The organism is Pseudomonas sp. Pseusp88, assembly GCF_047303955.1.
In the GTDB taxonomy this organism is placed as follows: domain Bacteria; phylum Pseudomonadota; class Gammaproteobacteria; order Pseudomonadales; family Pseudomonadaceae; genus Aquipseudomonas.
Map to the genome: position 1 here is coordinate 21,468 of NZ_JBGLYM010000003.1, position 16,957 is coordinate 38,424.

Below are 16,957 nucleotides of genomic sequence, written 5' to 3' on the forward strand. Positions count from 1 at the left end.
GATCAACTTTCCAGGATAGAGGTGAAGTCATCGCGCCAGAGCGGTCGTAAATCGACGGGCTCGCGGATCAACTGATTGTCAAAAAAGGTGTCGGCGACCTGCTGTGCCGAGGCGATGGCCTGCTCATTGATGGCCCCCAGACGCACCGGCAGCGCTCGCTGGCGCAACTGCTGCAAATACAGTTCGGCTGCAATTGCGCTCTGCTCCTGGCAGCGCCTGGCCCAGGCTTCGGGATGCTGGCTGACCCAGGCCCAGGTGGCCTTTTCCCGCTGCAGGAAGTCGCCGAGCTGACGGTGTTTGCCAGGGTCCTGCAGTGAACCTTGCGTGGTGGCGATCAGGCTATTGCCGACAAAGCGGCTGACATTTTCCAGACGCTCGCCGCCCTCCCGCGCGGCCTGCAACAGACTGATACCGCCGCCGGTCAAGGCATCGACATGGCCGCTGCGAAAGGCGATCAGGGCGTCCTGCATCGGCATGGGTACCGCCTGCACATCGGCCAGGGTCAGGCCGTGCTGACGCAGCATGTCGAGGACGAAGTAATGGGTATTGGTCGCCCGTACATAGCTGATGCGCTTGCCCTTGAGGTCAGCGACGCTGCGGATCCCGGCGTCCTTGCGTACGACGATACCGTTGTCGTGCAGGTCTCCCGGCAACACACCGATCAGGGCAATGGGTACCTTGGCACTGGCGGCGAAGATGGGCGGAATCTCGCTCATCGATACATAGTCCAGGCTGCCACTGTTCAATGCTTCCAGCACCAGGTTGCCACCGCCGATATCCACCCACTCCACCGGGTAAGGCGTATCCAGTTGCCCGGCCAAATCCATGAAAGTCGCTGCTGAGCCCTTGTAGCGCCATACCCGCAAAGGCGTGGCCCGGGCATGGGCAGCCTTGGGCAGTAACCAGGCACCCGCGACCAGTGTGGCACTGGCAGTGAGCAGGCGGCGTCGGCTAAGAGCGGCCATCGCCAGTCAGTCCAGCAGGTCAGGTTGCTGGGTGACAATCTCGTCCCACAGCGGCTGGAAATTCAGCCAGCCGAACAGCTCGCCACGCGCCCGGTTCTGGGGTGTGACCGGATCAACCTGGGGAATCACCGGCACCCCTGCGGCTCTGGCCAGCAGATGGGAGCGGGCAATGTCCTCGGCAAGAATGAACTTCCACGCCGCGCTTTCCACGGTTTCGCCCACAGTCCAGACACCGTGGTTCTGCCAGAACAGCAGGCTGTTACCGCCGAAACTGTCGACAAAGGCAGCGGTGACCCGATCGCGGTCATTGTCCAGGGCACCGCTGGCGGTGCGCAGGTCATGACGACGGAAGATCGCCTGATCCTCGACAAAGGCCCCGGCTTCGGCGGTAATCGGGTCAAACAACTGGCCCAGAGACGACCAGGTCCGTCCGTAGAAACCGTGCAGGTGAGCGATGCCGACCACTTCCGGCCGGGCCTGTTGCAGGCCGTCGTGCAGTTCCAGGGCACTGGTATTGAGCAAGCCCTCGCCCTCCACCACCTGTCCTTCGCGATTGACCCGCAGCAGTTGCGACACGGTTATCTGCGAGAACGGCACACCCAACGGGTTGATCCAGTAATGATCGGTTTCAATCGGGTCACGGGCGGTGAAATGCCCGGCCAGACCCACTTCGAAACCGTAACGGGAAAACAGGCGGTACGACGCAGCCAGGCGTTGTTTGCGATGCAGGCGCTCGGCGTGCAGGTCGGCGTGCTTTGGCACGCCGTCCAGGGTCAGGCGATTGTCGCTGTGGGGCAGGCTGAAAATGCTTTTCGAAATCGGGTTGGTTTGACTCATGCCAGGATTACTCAGGCTGGTGCTCGTGTGGCCGAGCTATTTTCTGAGCGAGCGACAGCGCCAGGCGCAAGGCCAGGGAAGCAAATGTCGGGTTCGCAAATGGGAAGACTCGATATCGATCAGCGCGCGGATACGTTCGCTGAATCGACAGGCAGACGGGGCGTCAGGTGGTCATGGTCAGGATCCCTCGCATGGTGGTTGGCTTAGCTCTCCTCCACCGTGCGAGGGGTCGGGTCGAGCGCTCAGGCAATAGCGCGGATGGGCCGCGCTGTCCTGCTTGGGTTAGAACATAAACGTAGAGAAAGCGGCTGTGAAATTCTTTTACGGACTAAGCTAATATTAATATGGATAATTATATTGATTGATTTATATCCATATTAATCATATTCGTGGGAGCCGGCTTGCTGGCGAGGCGGTGGATCAGACGTGCCGCGTCGCCCTGCTCGCCAACAAGTTGGCTCCTACCAAAGCGCGGCGAGGGGATATCTTACAAAGATGGCTTCAGCTCATCGGCTTGCCCAGTCAACCGCAGACTCTCCAACATCAAAACCTCTCCGTTACCCAGTTGCCAGCTGTAGAAATCGGAGCAATCACCTCGGACAAGGGCCCTTACGGTCTTGGCCACGAAGCCGTGAGCGATAAGCACCACAACTTTTTCGCCATAGGCATCAAGCAGGATTTGCAGGCCTTGGTGCACGCGGATGAACACGTCTTTGATCGACTCACCGCCATCAGGGCCTATATCCCACTGGCGGGTAATGTCCTGCGCCCACAAGCCAGGATGCCTGGCCCTGGCCTCTGCCCGAGTCAGCCCTTCGAACACGCCGACATGACGCTCGCGAAAGGCGTCCATGATGCGGATCGGCAGCTCGTGATGCTGATTCAGGAAGTCCGCGGTCTGTCGGGCCCGCAATAACGGTGATGTGACAGCACCTGAACATTGGCAGGTAGATGTAAGGTCAGCGCCTGGGCCTGCTGACAGCCCAGCTCGGTAAGCTCAGGATCAAGGGCCCCCAGATAACGGCTTTCGATATTGGCCCAGGTTTGGCCGTGGCGGACGACATACAGATCCATGTCATTAATCTCCCTGAAGGCTATATGTGGGAGCGAGCTTGCTCACGAAAAGACCGGACCGTGCGACGTATTTACAGCATCAAGTGCTCGCGCAGAGTACAGATAGCCTCAACATTAAATGCAAAATTCACATAAATATTTGAATTATAATAATATAAAATATTATTAGCTTATATTCACAAGTGCTTTTACAACACTTCCCTATGGCTATATTTTTGCGTTACCAATCCTTAACTTAGCCGCAAACAGCAACTGAACTCGCCGCCCTGAAGCAAACAGGAGCTACAGCGCCTCAAGGGTCAGGAATCGCTGCACGGCCGCGAGCGGGTCGCCCAGGTGCTCAATGCGCAGGGTCTGGCCCTGCGCTAGACACTGTACGAACAGTGGCAGCAGGCCGCGCGCGCCATGCTGCCTTAAAAAGGAGGCATAGCCATGTCACGGCTCAAGGACAAATACACACTGATTACAGGCGGCACTTCGGGGATCGGCCTGGAAACCGCCAGGCAGTTTCTCGCCGAAGGCGCAACGGTCGCCATTACCGGGCGCAACGAGCAGGCCTTACAAGACGCCGGCCGAGAACTGGGGCAATCGGTGTTGCTGCTGAACAGCGACGCCGGTGATATCGCCGGGCAACGCGACGTTGCCGACCAGCTCACCCGGCACTGGCCGCGTCTGGATGTGCTGTTCGCCAATGCCGGGGATGTCACCCATCGCTCGCTGGAAGACTGGGACGAAGCGACCTGGGACCGGTTGTTGCAGACCAATCTCAAGGGCCCGTTCTTCCTCATCCAGGCCCTGCTGCCTTTGCTGGCCAATCCCTCGTCGGTGATCCTCTGCGGCTCGGTCAGCGCACGAATCGGCCTGGCCCAGAGCAGCGCTTATGCCGCAAGCAAGGCAGGCTTGCTGTCCTTGGCCCGCACCCTCTCCGGCGAATTGATCAGTCGTGGCATCCGGGTCAATGGCCTGAGCCCGGGCCCGACCGAAACCGCAGCCCTCGGCAAACTCGGCCTTGCGCCTGCAGAAGAACAGGCGTTGCGCACCACCATTGGTCAACTGGTACCACTGGGTCGCCTGGGCACGCCCTGGGAACTGGCCAAGGCAGCGGTGTTTCTGGCGTCGGATGAGTCGACCTTTGTGGTGGGTACGGAGCTGCTGGTGGATGGCGGGGTCGCGAATATCTGATTTTACGCCAGGAAGGTTTGATTTTTTGTGGGCTGGCTACTGGCGATCGAGTGCGCAGCATTCGCAATAGCGTCGGCGACGGACCTGGCGCCCCCTTAATCATTGACCCCCTGTGGGAGCGAATTCATTCGCGAAAGCGGTATTCAAGGCGATACACATGAGTCGGATGTATGGGCCTCTTCGCGAATGAATTCGCTCCCACACGCTTTGCTGTCCCCGCCATATCGATATTCAATATCGTTATTTAAATAAAAATATTTATACCTATATCGTCTACCGAATAGCGGAACTCAATCTCACGCACACGGAGCCGATCATGCCAAAACCCATCCCTCGACTTTCCCGCCTGGCCACGACCCTGAGCCTTTCCGCCTCGCTGCTGACCGGGACCCTGGCCATGCCAAGTGCAGCCCAGGCTGAAGGGCAACTTCGCATCGCCGAACAGTTCGGCATTGTCTATCTGCTGCTCAATGTGGTCCGAGATCAACAGCTGATCGAGAAGCACGGCAAGCAGGACGGCGTGGAGATCAAGGTCGACTGGACACAGCTGTCGGGCGGCTCGGCCGTCAACGATGCGCTGCTGGCCGGCTCGGTGGATATTGCCGGGGCCGGGGTCGGCCCGTTGCTGACCATCTGGGATCGCACCAGGGGCAAACAGAACGTCAAGGCGGTCGCGTCCCTGGGCAACTTCCCCTATTACCTGGTGAGCAATAATCCCAAGGTCAAGACCATTGCTGACTTTACCGAGAAGGACCGTATTGCCGTGCCAGCCGTCGGTGTGTCCGTGCAGTCGCGCTACCTGCAATATGCCTCGGCCAAGCTCTGGGGCGATGCCGAGTACGCGCGCCTGGACAAGTACACCGTGAGCCTGCCCCATCCGGATGCGGCTGGCAGTATTATCGCGGGGGGCACCGAGCTGACCGGCCACTTCTCCAACCCGCCGTTCCAGGAGCAGGAAATCCAGGCGCCCGGAGTGCATGTGGTGCTTAACACCTATGAGCTGCTTGGCCCGAACTCGCCGACCGTCCTGTTCGCCACGGAGAAATTCCGTAACGACAACCCCAAGACCTACCACGCGTTCATCGAAGCCCTGGCTGAAGCAGAGGACTTTATCCGCAGGGACAAAGGCGCCGCCGCCGATACCTATATCCGCGTGACCAAGGCCAAGATTGATCGTGCTGCACTATTGAAGATCATCGAGAACCCCGACTTTGACTTCACCATCACGCCTAAAAACACCTATCCTCTGGCCGAGTTCATGTACCGGGTCGGCGCGATCAAGAACAAGCCGGCGTCATGGCAGGATTACTTCTTCAAGGACGTAAAGCCACTACAAGGCAGTTGATTGCCACAACCCAAGGCAAAGTGCCACTATTTATACTATTCAGTGGCACTCCATTCAACTTTCGCTGGCGACACTTATCACTCCCACAAGTTCAACACCCTATTCCGTCTTGTAACCGGCTGCACACTTCAAACTTCCGCTGCTTTCACAAATATTACATCGCTACCATTCCCTGCCCGATAAAACGGGACTATTATCCGCTCATGCAGTGATCATCAGCCTGCTAAACCATGCCCTCTTTCAACAACATGCAAAAAACTGCAAAAATACTTTGAACTCTTCCGCGCCACGCCCCTCCGCAATCGTTTCAGCAATATACCCGCGCACTTCAAACCAACAGCAAAACTATGATTGACCTTCTCTCCCGCTGAAAGTTTCACGCACTTTATCAACACACAGAAGTTGGCAAAAAAAACGAAAAAACCGTTTTGCAGAGTTCTTTTTTATTTGCTATTAATCCTTCCCGCTACGGTTACAAGGATTTCGCATTGCACATGAAGTGACTGTCGAACTTTTGTTTCGCTAAATGCACCTAACCATAATTACCTGCTAGTGACTTGAGTCCATTTCGGTTCAAGAACACTGCTGTGCAGCGCATGAAAATGCGTGGGAGGATTCAATGGCTCGTGCACAATCCAGATTGAAAGTTCTTTCGATTTTCGGCACCCGGCCGGAAGCCATCAAGATGGCTCCGCTGGTCAAGGCTCTTGAAGCAGAACCTGGCATCGACTCGCGTATCTGCGTTACCGGTCAGCATCAGAGCATGCTGCAACAGGTGCTGCAGACCTTCGATCTCAAGGCTGACTACGTGCTTGGGGTGATGACCCCTGGGCAGACCCTCAATACCCTCACCGCCGCCCTGTATTCGGCTATCGATCCGGTACTTGAAGAGATGCAGCCGGACCGCGTACTGGTCCATGGCGACACCACGACTGCCATGGTCGCGGCCATGTCCGCCTTCCATCGACGCATTCCCATCGGCCATATCGAGGCGGGGCTGCGTACCGGCGATATCCATCAGCCGTGGCCGGAAGAGTTGAACCGGCGCAGCATCGATCTGATCGCCGATCATTTGTTCACCCCTACTGCTCAGGCGAGGCGCAATGTGTTGGGCGAGCGCCTGCAGGGCAAGTCCTTCGTCACCGGCAATACGGTAATCGATGCCTTGCAGATGACGGCCAGGCGTATCGAACAGAACCGCCAGCTGCGCGCAGCCCTGGATCGGCAGTTCAGCTTCCTGCTGCCCGAACGCAAGATGCTCTTGGTGACCGGCCATCGTCGGGAAAATTTCGGCGACGGTTTCCAGGATATCTGCCAGGCCCTGCGCACGCTGTCGCGACGCGATGACATCCAGATCGTCTACCCGGTGCATTTGAATCCCAATGTTCAAGGGCCGGTGAATGAGCATCTGGGCGGCCTGCCCAACGTACACCTGATCGAGCCCCTGGATTACCTGTCATTCGTACGCCTGATGCAACGCGCCCACGTGGTGCTCACCGACTCCGGTGGCGTGCAGGAAGAAGCGCCATCCCTGGGCAAGCCGGTGCTGGTCATGCGTGACGTTACCGAGCGGCCTGAGGCTGTGGAAGCCGGGACCGTGCGCCTGGTCGGCACTCACCCTGAATCCATCGTGCAGGGCGTGAGCATGCTGTTCGACGATGAACTGCTGTGGCAAAGCGCTTCGCAATCGAGCAACCCCTACGGCGATGGCCAGGCCTGCGGACGGATAGTCGACGTGCTGATGGGCCGGCCGGTGGAGGAATTCGTCGTTACCCCGACCGCTCCGCTCATTGAGGTCAATGAGGCGCTGTACCAGCCCACGCCGCTGCGCTCGGTACGTGTCCATTAGCAATCATATTTGATCGCAGGAACGAGGCTTACCCGCAAAAAGGTCGGTACGTCCGAGCCAATATCGTGATCCGAACGATCGCCTTCGCGGCCAAGCCTCGCTCCTGCGAGCGCCCCTTCTGCGCCAACACATTCCGTTTTAGCCGAGATCTGCCTGAATGAAGTCTTCCGTTACCGTCAATACGGCCGCGTGGAACACGCTTGCCTGCACCATGGGTCTGCTGGCCCTTGCTCCGTCCTTTGCTCTGGCCGCCGAAACCCCGTTGAGTCAGGCGATCAACCGCATAAACGTCGACACTCGGCAACAGCGAGTCATCGAACTCAAGGACCTGGGTATCGACCGGCCCATCATCCTCAATGCCAGCGATGCACGCCGCGAGCTGTATCTGCCGGTGCCGGCCGATGTGCCGCTGACCGATGCCAGCCTGAATTTCGAGGGCAGTTACCTTAATGGCCAGGCGGGCCAGAACACCCTGCTGCTGTCCCTGGATGGCTACCCCGTACGCGCCATGGGCCTCAACGATGGTGAGGGCAATATCGGTTTTGCCATCGGCGTCGACAAGTCTGCACGGGATAGCGGCTCGGTGCGCCTGGGGATTGCCTGGTCATCGGTGGTGGCGCGAGTCCACTGCGAAGACGATCGCGCCATTGGCAATGTGCTGCGCATCGACCCACACACCCGCCTGAGCTACAGCTATGACGCCGATCAGTTGCACGATGTCGGTGCTGCCTGGAACGCCCTGCCCGGCAAACCCGGTATTCTGGTCGCGCCAGGCACCCTCAGCAGCGCCAGCTATGACGCCGCCTGGCGCCTGGGCGTGGCTCTGGAACGCATCGGCAAGCAGGCGCGGATCCTGGCCTTCCCGTCGTTGCACGACAGCATAGATCTCAGCGGACTGCACGTTCCCGACGAACTCAAACCTATCCCGGCCTTCGCCAGCCTCAATGGCAAGGGCCTGTTTACCTTGAACGATCCGGCCCAGATCGGCGCCCTGTTGATGCTCGGCCAGCTGCCGTCCCTGAACGCCGATCTGGCGGTCAGCGATCCACAGCTGCTCAAGGCGGTCAGCGACGCCCTTGACGCTCTGAGCGCACAGGTACAGCGCCTTGACCCCGCCGCTGGCGACGCTCTTGGCCGCTGGCGTGAGCGTCACCTCAATGCTGCGCTGAACAACCCCGGCGCCGATAACCTGCGCCTGGCCATGCTCGGCGCTCACCCGCTGCTACTGATCAAGCCCGAGGCTGCGACCCAGGCCATCGATCTGTTCGGTTCGGCCTGGAACAAACTGGCACGCAATCGTCAGCTGACCCTGGGCGAAGTGTCGGCCGGCGAACTGAGCAAGGATGGCCGCGTTGCCCTCAGCCGCCTGGGTGGCAAAACCGGCGCCGTGGATGTGCTGGCCAAGACCGACTGGAGCACCTCGTTCCCCTTGGGCAGCGTCGCCTATGATGGACGCGTGCCGGTCAAGGCGGTCATCGACGTCAGCGCTTCGCCAGGAGTGGCCGGCACGCCCCCGGTGGCCACGCTGTTCTTCAATGACTATCTGATCGGCGCCAGCCAGCTACAGGCTGACGGCCAGAAACAACGCATCGAAGCGCGCATTCCGCGCTACGCCCTGGCCTCGCAGAACACCCTGCGCGTGTCGTTCCAGCGTCAGCCGGTCAGCGACCAATGCCGGGAAACACCGCAGCCCTTCCCGGTCTCGGTCCTGCCCACCAGTCATGTGATCCTCGACAAGACCGCCCAGGGCGACGATTTCTCCGGCATCGCCGCGCGTTTCGCCGTGACCAGCCAGTTGCTGGTGCCACAGAGCTACCTTGATCACCCCGTCAACAGCCTGCCGCAAGTGATCCGCATCGCCAGTGCCGGTGGTGTCGCGCCATTGCGTGCGCAACTGACGGTCATTGCCGACAGCCAGGCTGCAGTCAGCCCGAATCAGGCCTTCCTTGCCTTTGAACTGCCGGTCAAGGGCAGCGATGAGGCTGTGCAGGTCGATGCCAACGGACACCTGCTGATCCATCAGCAGAAACAGACCTTGCTCGACCTCAAGACCCTCAATCACCTCGCCGCCCTGCAAGTGGTCGAGTCCGGCGGCCAGCATGGCCTGAGCTACCGCACCCTTGGCGGCCAACCTCCGGACTTTGCCCGGCCGGTACTGCTTGAGCGCGGCAACGTGAGCATCCTTGGCGACAATGGTGCCTTGAGCACCTTTGATAGCAAGGACCCCAACGGCAGCCAGTTGATCGATGACGATGAAGACAAGGGCCTCGATGCCTGGCGCCGACCGTCGTGGCTGTGGCTGATTCCCGGGGTGGTTATCGTCGTTCTCCTGCTGATTGCTGCCGGCCGTGTTGCCCGCCGCAAGCGCCAGTAACGGAGACTGTAGATGACGTCGCTTTATTGGCCCTACTGGCTGGCCCATTACTACAGTGCCCTGGAAATCGCCACGGTGATCGTGGGCGCGATCATTCTGGTGTCGAGTCTGGACGACCTGATCATCGACCTGTGGTACTGGTCCCGCCGCCTGTACCGCAGGTTCACCGCTGAACGCAAGTTCCGGCCCCTGACCGTGGAACAGCTGCTTGCCCGGGACCAGCAGCCGCTGGCAATCATGCTGCCGGCCTGGCTGGAGTACGACGTCATCGCGCCGATGATCGAGAACATGGTCTCGACCCTGGACTACCAGCAGTACGTGGTCTTCGTCGGCACCTATATCAACGACCAGCGCACCATCGACGAAGTCGAGCGCATGCGTCGCCGCTACAAGCAGTTACACCGGGTGGAAGTGCCCCACGCAGGGCCGACCTGCAAGGCCGACTGCCTGAATTGGGTGATCCAGGCGATCTTCCTCCATGAACAGACCCACGGTGTGAGCTTTGCCGGTGTCGTACTGCATGACAGCGAAGACGTCCTGCACCCGTTGGAACTGCGCCTGTTCAACTACCTGTTGCCGCGCAAGGACATGATCCAGTTGCCGGTGGTGTCGCTGGAACGCAACTGGTACGAATGGGTCGCCGGGACCTACATGGATGAGTTCGCCGAATGGCACGGCAAGGACCTGGTTGTGCGCGAAAGCATGACCGACAGCGTGCCGTCGGCTGGAGTGGGAACCTGCTTCTCCCGGCGCGCTCTGCAAGTGCTTGCCGACGAGACTCACAACCAGCCATTCAACACTGACAGCCTGACCGAGGACTATGACGTCGGCGCGCGTCTGTATCGCTATGGCATGAGTTCGATTTTCGTGCGCTACCCCGTACAGTATCGCGTGCTGCGCAAATCCTGGTTCCGGCCGCAGTATGAATCAACCCTGGAAATGCCCCTGTGCGTGCGGGAATTTTTCCCCGACACCTTCCGCACCGCTTTCCGCCAGAAAGCCCGCTGGACGCTGGGCATCGGCCTGCAAGGCTGGGAACAGGTGGGCTGGACCGGTTCGTTTGCCAACCGCTACTTGTTGTTTCGTGATCGCAAAGGGGTGGTGACCTCTTTTGTCAGCATCATTGCCTATCTGATTCTCGTGCAATTGCTGGCGCTCATAGTGCTACGCAGCAGCGGACTGTGGAACACCAGTTTCCCCACGCCTTTCGAAACCAATGGTCTGATCCAGTATCTGCTGCTGGCCAATGGCATTGCCCTGCTCTGGCGCATCGCTCACCGGTATTACTTCACTACAGTGCTCTACGGCTGGCAGCACGGTCTACTGTCGATTCCCCGGATGGTGGTGGGCAACTTCGTCAACTTCATGGCCGCCGCCAGGGCCTGGCGCATGTTCCTGGTGGGCAAGCTGCTCAACCGCAAGCTGGTCTGGGACAAGACCATGCACGACTTCCCGTCCACCGATCTGGTGGCCCAGGCGCCGCGCAAACTGGGGGGCGTACTGTTGTCCTGGCAGGCGATCAACGACGAGAACCTGCAGAGCGCCCTGACTGAACAACAGACCCGACAGATACCCCTGGGGCAGATTCTGCTCAGCCACGGCTGGCTCGATGACGAGACCCTGGCCGAAGCCATCGCCTTTCAGAGCGACCTGCCCCGGGTCTTCGACCTGGCCGGCAAGGTGCCGACGTCGTCGCGGCTGGACGATGAGTTCTGCCTGCGCTGGCGCACCGTCCCCCTGCCCGACACTCGCGACGGCCGCCCGCAGATCGCCGTGGCCAGCCCCTTGCCAGAGGATGGCCTGGCGCAGATCAGCGAACAACTGGGCGCTGAGCCTGTGCAATTGATCGCCCGGGAAAGCGAAATCCTCGCCCGGTTGCGCCAACTGGATACCGTTGCCGGTCAGCCGCTGCCGACCTCCACGCCCCTGCTGGGCGATCTGCTGATCGAGCAGGGCCTGCTGGACCGCGAGACCTTCAACCGCGCCATTCGCCATTACCGCCCGCAGATGCACGGGCGTATCGGCGACTACCTGGTCGATACCGGCGTGCTGTCCCGCGCCACCATCGAACAGGCCGTGGCCGGGCAGCATCGTCATTCCTCTATTACGCCTCAGGAGCGCTCCCAATGAAGCTCCCCTTGCTGTCCCTGACTGCCGGCCTGAGCCTGCTGCCGCTGCTGGCCCAGGCAGAAATCCTGCCCTTGCCCCTAAGTGGTCCGGCCTATGCCATCGCCAACCAGGCTTATGAAGCTTACAACCACAAGGACTATGACCTGGCAATTGCCAAGGCCAAGGAAGCCCTACGTCAGCGCGATGACGTGCAGGACCTGCGCAAACTGATCCTGCTGGCCGAGCGCGACAAGCTCCGTCGCGATCATCCGGAACGTTATCCCGATGCCCCTCCCAAGCCCGGCTATCTGGACGGTAACCGCTCGCTCAAAGCTTACGCCAGCGGCGATTACAATCGCGCCGCGCAGTTCGCCCGCAAGGCCATCGCTCAGGCGCCCCACAACGCCGATTACCGCATGATGCTGATCGAAGCCTTGCAGCGTCAGCAACGTCTCGACGACGCCCAGGTCGCGATCAATGAAGCCGTCCAGGAACTCGGCCCGTCGCCGCAACTGGACCACCGCCTGCAAGCGATCCACGAACAGATGGCGGTCAATAACGCCGCCGAGGGCTACGCCGCCCTGGCCCGTGGCGACAACGACAGCGCCGTCAGTTTCGCTCGGGATGTGGTGCGCCGCTTCCCCGCAGAGATCGCCTATCGGCGCCTGCTGGTCAGCGCCCTGATCGCCCAGGGGCAATATTCGGCTGCCCGTTCCGCCGCCACCGAGGCCCTGGCCCTCAAGGGCAACGATGCGGTGCTGCTGGCCCAGCGCGGACAGGTGCGTCAGCGCCTCGGCGATCAGGACGGCGCCCGCCAGGACTACGCCCAGGCTCTGGCCGTGGGTAACCTGCCCCTGCGTGAGCAGGCGTCCCTGTATGCCGCCCTCGGCCAGCCGCAAGAAGCCCTGCTGCGCCTGCAAAAAGCCCGGGCCAATGGCGAGCTGAAACAAGGTGACGAGGTGCAGATTGCCTACTTCCTCGCCCAGGCCGGGGATGATCGCGGGGCCCTGCGTGAATTCAAGCGCCTGGACCGGCAGAACCAGCTCAAGCCCAAGGAAGTCCAGGACGCCGCCTACAGCGCCATGCGCGTCGGCGATGACGCCCAGGCCATCGCCTATTTCAAGCGGGTGATCGACTATCAACAGACCGGCGACCTGCACATGCCCGATCAGCAGGTATTCGACACCCGTCGCGCGGTGTCCGATCTGTCCCGGGAATGGGGCTTGACCAACACCACCACCTATCGCGGCGCCAGCAGTACCAGCGGCCTCAGTGGTGCGCCGCGCAGCAGCAATGACAGCGTGCAGAACAGCACCGAAGTGTTCTGGCGCCCGACCGGTTACAACAACGCGCGCTTCGTCGAGCTGTATGGCCGCGTCACCGATACCCTGTGGAACAAGGAAAGCGGTAACGACAAGGGCCTGGACGCCCTGCAGGGTGCGGTGGGTGTGCGTGTGAAACCATTGAGCGAATACAACCTGATGGCCGCCTTCGAGCGCACCTTTCCCCTGGCCGGCTCCAACGCCAACGGCGACTGGCTGGTGCGCCTGGGCTACGGCTCGAGCATCGGCACCGACCTGCGGGTCGATGTACCCAGCTGGTGGACGTCCAACCTGTATGTCGAGGGCGGTCGTTATCTGAAGGACAAGCGCAACTACTTCAACAGCGAATGGCAACTGGGCCGCAGCATCCGCATGGATCGCGTCAGCCCGCGCCTGGTGTTGTTCCCCCATGTGGTGCTGGCCGCCGACTACGATTCACAGATGCACAGCACAAACGATGCCTTTGGCCGCAACAAGACCTCGTCCGGCAATGCCGGTGGCGCGGGTGTTGGCATTGGCGTTCGCTACTGGTTCCGTGAGACTCCACATAAGGCGCCGCAGTCCTATGTCGATTTCTCTGTGCAGTATCGGGCCAAGGTGTATGGCGATGACCAGGCCGAGGGCGTGTTTGCCCGGCTGACCTACTCATGGTGAATATGCTGCGCAAATCCCGACTGGCGCAGACCGGCCTCGCAGCCTTCCTGGTCGGCGCATTGGCGATTGCCGCCGACGCCCTCCTGCCGTCAAAACCCGCCCCGGCCCTGGTGGGTATCGTCTGGCAGCCGGATAACCAGACCGTAGGCATACGGGGCGATTGGCAAAAGCTGGGCGTGCACGACCTGCTGGTGCAATGGACGGCAGTGGATGGCCAGGCCTTCGTGCCCGGCTCCGGCCTGCCCGAAGTACCGGTGCTGCCGGACTGGTCGCGCATCGGCAAGGAACCCTGGGCGCAGAACGTGATACTCGGCCTGGCCGGTTTCTTCAGCGAAAACCGTTCCCGGGACAATATCGAGGAACTCGCGGTGCTGTCCGAGCGCATGGCCAAGGTCAAGACGCCGCTCAATGTCACTGGCTGGTACTTCCCGGCCGAAGTCGATCCGAGCTGGAGCCGCGCCAGGGAATTGCCCGCCCTGTTGGCCAAATTGCCGCGGCCGCTGTGGATCAGTGTCTACGACGGCGGCAATATCGGCCCTGCCGCCACCGCCAACTGGCTCAAGAGCTGGCTGCCGGACGATATCGGCGTATTCTTTCAGGACGGGGTTGGCGTTTATACACGTACCGCTCCGGTGGCCCGGCAATATGCCGATGCATTGCGGAAAAAACTTGGGCCAAACCGGGTGAAAATCATCGTCGAAGCGTTCCGCCCCAAGGTCGGTGGCGGGTTTCGTTCAGCGACAGTCGCCGAGCTCAAGCCGCAGATCGATGCCTATAGCGGCTACCCGCTGTACCTGTTCGACGGGCCACATTACCTGACGCCGGAGTTGGTGGAAGGGTTGCTCAAATAGCCAGGCGGACTATCTGTAGGAGCGCAGCTTGCCCGCGATTACGGTGCAGAAATTTGACGGATATGCCGGCACGCCCCGCTTCCACGATTCAGGACGCGCTAATCAAATGGCAGGCAATAAAAAACCCGCCGAAGCGGGTCTGTTATCAAGTCCATCCCAACATCCTGTCGGCAGCAATCCAAGCCATGGTAGAGCGTCCGTGTTCTCCGAAGCACTCCTGTGCTTCAGCTGATGGATCCAATTTAGGCTTCTGCTCAGACGGTGTATAGGGGAGGTTTTCGCAAGTCCCTGTAAGCCTTTCGCCATAGCCTCCCCTAAACACCGTCCTCACTCAGTTGAATATCTTCGCCGCGCGCTCGCGGATGTCATCGGGTGTCAGGTCCTCCTTATGGGTCGCCACGAACCAGATAACGCCGAAAGGATCACGTAGAGTACCGCTACGATCACCGTAGAACTGGTCTTTAACTGCGTTGATCTGACGTGCTCCTCTCTTGATGGCGAGTTTGAAACACGCGTCGACGTCATCGACATACAGATGCAAGGCAATCAGACCGTCCTGTGACTTGCCAAAGGGCGATTCGCTACAGATATCGGCCAGCATCAGCGCCGAGTCTTCGATTCGCAGCTCGGCGTGGCCGACCTTGCCCTCAGGCGTATCGAGGCGAAATTTCTGATTAGCGCCAAAAACTTCCGTGTAGAACTTGATGGCCTCACTGGCGTTCTTCAGACCCAGGTAAGCGGTAATTCGGGGTCGTCCTTCGAGAGTGGGTTTGACTGTCATGATGGAAATCTCCTCTAGGCGTGACCGCTTGCGCATGGGCAATCGCGCGGGCACGGTCACCTATTGGGTATAGGTGCTTCTGCCCAAGGCTGCCGTGACGCCTGTCCGGGAGCGTCAAAATGCGAGTATCGCTCTCCTGCAAGATCGGCTTTAGCCGGACGAGCACCCTCGCGGCTGAAGCCGCTCCTACAGTAGATGTCGTATCAATGAATGCGAATACCCGTGCCTGCCCGAGCCTTTCATACTGGCCCGGTCATTCAGCGACTCGCGCGACCACCTGAACGCCTCCAACCCTTCGTTTCAATAACCTGCCTATCCGGGTGGGTGGCGCAGCCGTGGCTGCCAAGGAGTACTGGTTTGAAAACCTTCTTTTCCCGACGCTCGGACCCCGACCTGTATCTGGTCATCTGGATGACCCTGGCGCTGTTCCTTTCTTATCTGTGCGTCGCGATGTCTCTGCCGGTGACGTCGCTGTATGTCAGCAGGCAACTCGACCTGGGCAACGCCCTCGCCGGGCTGGCCGTGGGCATCACCTTTGTCTCGACCATCCTCACCCGCAGCCTGGCGGGGCGTCTGTCCGATCGCCACGGGGGCAAGCACTGCCTGGTGCGGGGTCTGTGGGTCTATGTAGTGGCCGGGCTTATCTGCCTGCTCAGTGGCTGGGAGGGGCTGTCACCGCTGCTGGCCTACGCCGTACTGATTGTCGGTCGCCTGTTGCTCGGTCTGGGTGAGAGCATGGCGCTGGTCGGGTTACTGGCCTGGGGCTTTGGCATCATGGGCCCGCAACGCTCAGGGCGCGTCATCGCACTGGTCGGCATGGGCATGTACGGTGCTTTTGCCGCAGGCGGTCCATTAGGGCTCTATCTGTTCGAGCAAACCGGCGTGGTCGGGGTCATGGCAGCCTGCGCCCTGGTACCGATACTCGGTCTGGCCATGGTACAGCCCCTGGCCGCAGTGATACCGGCCAGCGGCGAGCGCCCATCGTTCTGGCGCATCATCGGGAAGATCTGGCAGCCCGGCATGGTGGTATGCCTGCAAGGGGTCGGCTTCGCGGCCATCGGGGCCTTTATTCCGCTGCTGTTCCTGCATCAGGGCTGGTCCCACGCGGGGCTCGGGCTGAGCTGTTTCGGCGTGGCCTTTGTGCTCATGCGCATACTGTTCGGCCATTGGCCGGACCGGGTCGGTGGTATTCCGGTGGCGTTGGTATCTATGGCGATTGAAGCAACAGGTCAATACCTGCTGTGGAGCGCCAGCAGTCCCGAGCCGGCATTGGTTGGCGCGTTCCTCACAGGGCTTGGCTGTTCGATGATTTTCCCGGCCATGGGTGTGGAAGTGGTACGACGCATACCGCCGCACCTGCGGGGTACGGCCATGGGCGGTTTTGCTGCCTTCCAGGACCTGGCCTATGGCCTCACTGGCCCGGTGACCGGCCTGCTGGCCGATCACTTTGGTTATGCCGTGGTGTTTCTGGTTGGCGGGCTGGCGGCCAGCCTGGGGTTGGTGATGCTGCTGAACCTGGCCAGGGTTCATCGAGAGCTCGCTATCTAGATAGCTATAACGCGAGTCTGCGGGGGCATCACCTCAACAATCGTGTCAGAATTTTCTGTCAGATAA

At 60.4% G+C, this 16,957-nt stretch carries 11 protein-coding genes and 1 pseudogene; 8 read left to right on the forward strand and 4 right to left on the reverse strand.

Annotated features, from left to right (window positions below; translation table 11 throughout):
- Nucleotides 1-2: 2 nt before the first annotated feature.
- From ACCD02_RS04710 to ACCD02_RS04720, 3 genes and pseudogenes are all read right to left on the reverse strand, one after another.
- On the reverse strand, nucleotides 3-965 hold the full coding sequence (locus tag ACCD02_RS04710) for an ABC transporter substrate-binding protein (protein ID WP_413298905.1): 963 nt from the start codon (nucleotides 963-965) through the stop codon (nucleotides 3-5).
- A gap of 6 nt (nucleotides 966-971) precedes the next feature.
- Nucleotides 972-1,802 carry a class II aldolase/adducin family protein gene (locus tag ACCD02_RS04715; RefSeq protein WP_413298907.1) on the reverse strand — a complete coding sequence of 277 codons (831 nt, stop codon included), beginning with the start codon at nucleotides 1,800-1,802 and terminating at the stop codon, nucleotides 972-974.
- Between the two features lie 487 nt (nucleotides 1,803-2,289).
- Nucleotides 2,290-2,876, reverse strand: a pseudogene (locus ACCD02_RS04720) (histidine phosphatase family protein).
- Between the two features lie 432 nt (nucleotides 2,877-3,308).
- Between ACCD02_RS04720 and ACCD02_RS04725 the strand changes: the two are divergent.
- The 7 genes from ACCD02_RS04725 (at nucleotide 3,309) to ACCD02_RS04755 (ending at nucleotide 14,562) form a co-directional block, all read left to right on the forward strand.
- Nucleotides 3,309-4,058: an SDR family oxidoreductase gene (locus ACCD02_RS04725; RefSeq protein ID WP_413298909.1), complete on the forward strand. Its 750-nt coding sequence runs from the start codon at nucleotides 3,309-3,311 to the stop codon at nucleotides 4,056-4,058.
- Between the two features lie 316 nt (nucleotides 4,059-4,374).
- Entirely contained in the window at nucleotides 4,375-5,403 is a 1,029-nt protein-coding gene (locus ACCD02_RS04730; RefSeq protein WP_413298911.1) for an ABC transporter substrate-binding protein, read from the forward strand.
- Between the two features lie 619 nt (nucleotides 5,404-6,022).
- Entirely contained in the window at nucleotides 6,023-7,252 is a 1,230-nt protein-coding gene (wecB, locus tag ACCD02_RS04735) for a non-hydrolyzing UDP-N-acetylglucosamine 2-epimerase (RefSeq protein ID WP_413298913.1), read from the forward strand.
- Between the two features lie 157 nt (nucleotides 7,253-7,409).
- A complete protein-coding gene (locus ACCD02_RS04740; RefSeq protein WP_413298915.1) occupies nucleotides 7,410-9,626 on the forward strand; it encodes a hypothetical protein in 2,217 nt (738 codons plus the stop codon).
- A gap of 12 nt (nucleotides 9,627-9,638) precedes the next feature.
- Nucleotides 9,639-11,756 (forward strand): glycosyl transferase family protein, encoded by a 2,118-nt coding sequence (locus ACCD02_RS04745; protein WP_413298917.1) that lies wholly within the window; start codon nucleotides 9,639-9,641, stop codon nucleotides 11,754-11,756.
- Nucleotides 11,753-13,711, forward strand: a complete 1,959-nt coding sequence (locus ACCD02_RS04750; RefSeq protein ID WP_413298919.1) for an NfrA family protein — start codon at nucleotides 11,753-11,755, stop codon at nucleotides 13,709-13,711. Before ACCD02_RS04745 ends, ACCD02_RS04750 begins: the two co-directional genes overlap by 4 nt.
- Complete coding sequence (locus ACCD02_RS04755; protein WP_413298921.1) at nucleotides 13,705-14,562, forward strand: hypothetical protein; 858 nt, start codon at nucleotides 13,705-13,707, stop codon at nucleotides 14,560-14,562. Before ACCD02_RS04750 ends, ACCD02_RS04755 begins: the two co-directional genes overlap by 7 nt.
- A gap of 331 nt (nucleotides 14,563-14,893) precedes the next feature.
- On the opposite strand, the gene ACCD02_RS04760 is transcribed toward ACCD02_RS04755, so the two are convergent.
- Nucleotides 14,894-15,343 carry a VOC family protein gene (locus tag ACCD02_RS04760; RefSeq protein ID WP_413298923.1) on the reverse strand — a complete coding sequence of 150 codons (450 nt, stop codon included), beginning with the start codon at nucleotides 15,341-15,343 and terminating at the stop codon, nucleotides 14,894-14,896.
- Nucleotides 15,344-15,700: 357 nt separating this feature from the next.
- Between ACCD02_RS04760 and ACCD02_RS04765 the strand changes: the two genes are divergently transcribed.
- Complete coding sequence (locus ACCD02_RS04765) at nucleotides 15,701-16,891, forward strand: MFS transporter (RefSeq protein ID WP_413298926.1); 1,191 nt, start codon at nucleotides 15,701-15,703, stop codon at nucleotides 16,889-16,891.
- Nucleotides 16,892-16,957 lie beyond the last annotated feature (66 nt).

Bases quoted from the DNA above. Each gene is read 5' to 3' on its own strand.
- ACCD02_RS04760 (WP_413298923.1), bottom strand. From the start codon at position 15,343: ATGACAGTCAAACCCACTCTCGAAGGACGACCCCGAATTACCGCTTAC.
- wecB (WP_413298913.1), top strand. From the start codon at position 6,023: ATGGCTCGTGCACAATCCAGATTGAAAGTTCTTTCGATTTTCGGCACC.
- ACCD02_RS04710 (WP_413298905.1), bottom strand. From the start codon at position 965: ATGGCCGCTCTTAGCCGACGCCGCCTGCTCACTGCCAGTGCCACACTG.
- ACCD02_RS04725 (WP_413298909.1), top strand. From the start codon at position 3,309: ATGTCACGGCTCAAGGACAAATACACACTGATTACAGGCGGCACTTCG.
- ACCD02_RS04745 (WP_413298917.1), top strand. From the start codon at position 9,639: ATGACGTCGCTTTATTGGCCCTACTGGCTGGCCCATTACTACAGTGCC.
- ACCD02_RS04740 (WP_413298915.1), top strand. From the start codon at position 7,410: ATGAAGTCTTCCGTTACCGTCAATACGGCCGCGTGGAACACGCTTGCC.
- ACCD02_RS04755 (WP_413298921.1), top strand. From the start codon at position 13,705: ATGGTGAATATGCTGCGCAAATCCCGACTGGCGCAGACCGGCCTCGCA.
- ACCD02_RS04750 (WP_413298919.1), top strand. From the start codon at position 11,753: ATGAAGCTCCCCTTGCTGTCCCTGACTGCCGGCCTGAGCCTGCTGCCG.
- ACCD02_RS04730 (WP_413298911.1), top strand. From the start codon at position 4,375: ATGCCAAAACCCATCCCTCGACTTTCCCGCCTGGCCACGACCCTGAGC.
- ACCD02_RS04715 (WP_413298907.1), bottom strand. From the start codon at position 1,802: ATGAGTCAAACCAACCCGATTTCGAAAAGCATTTTCAGCCTGCCCCAC.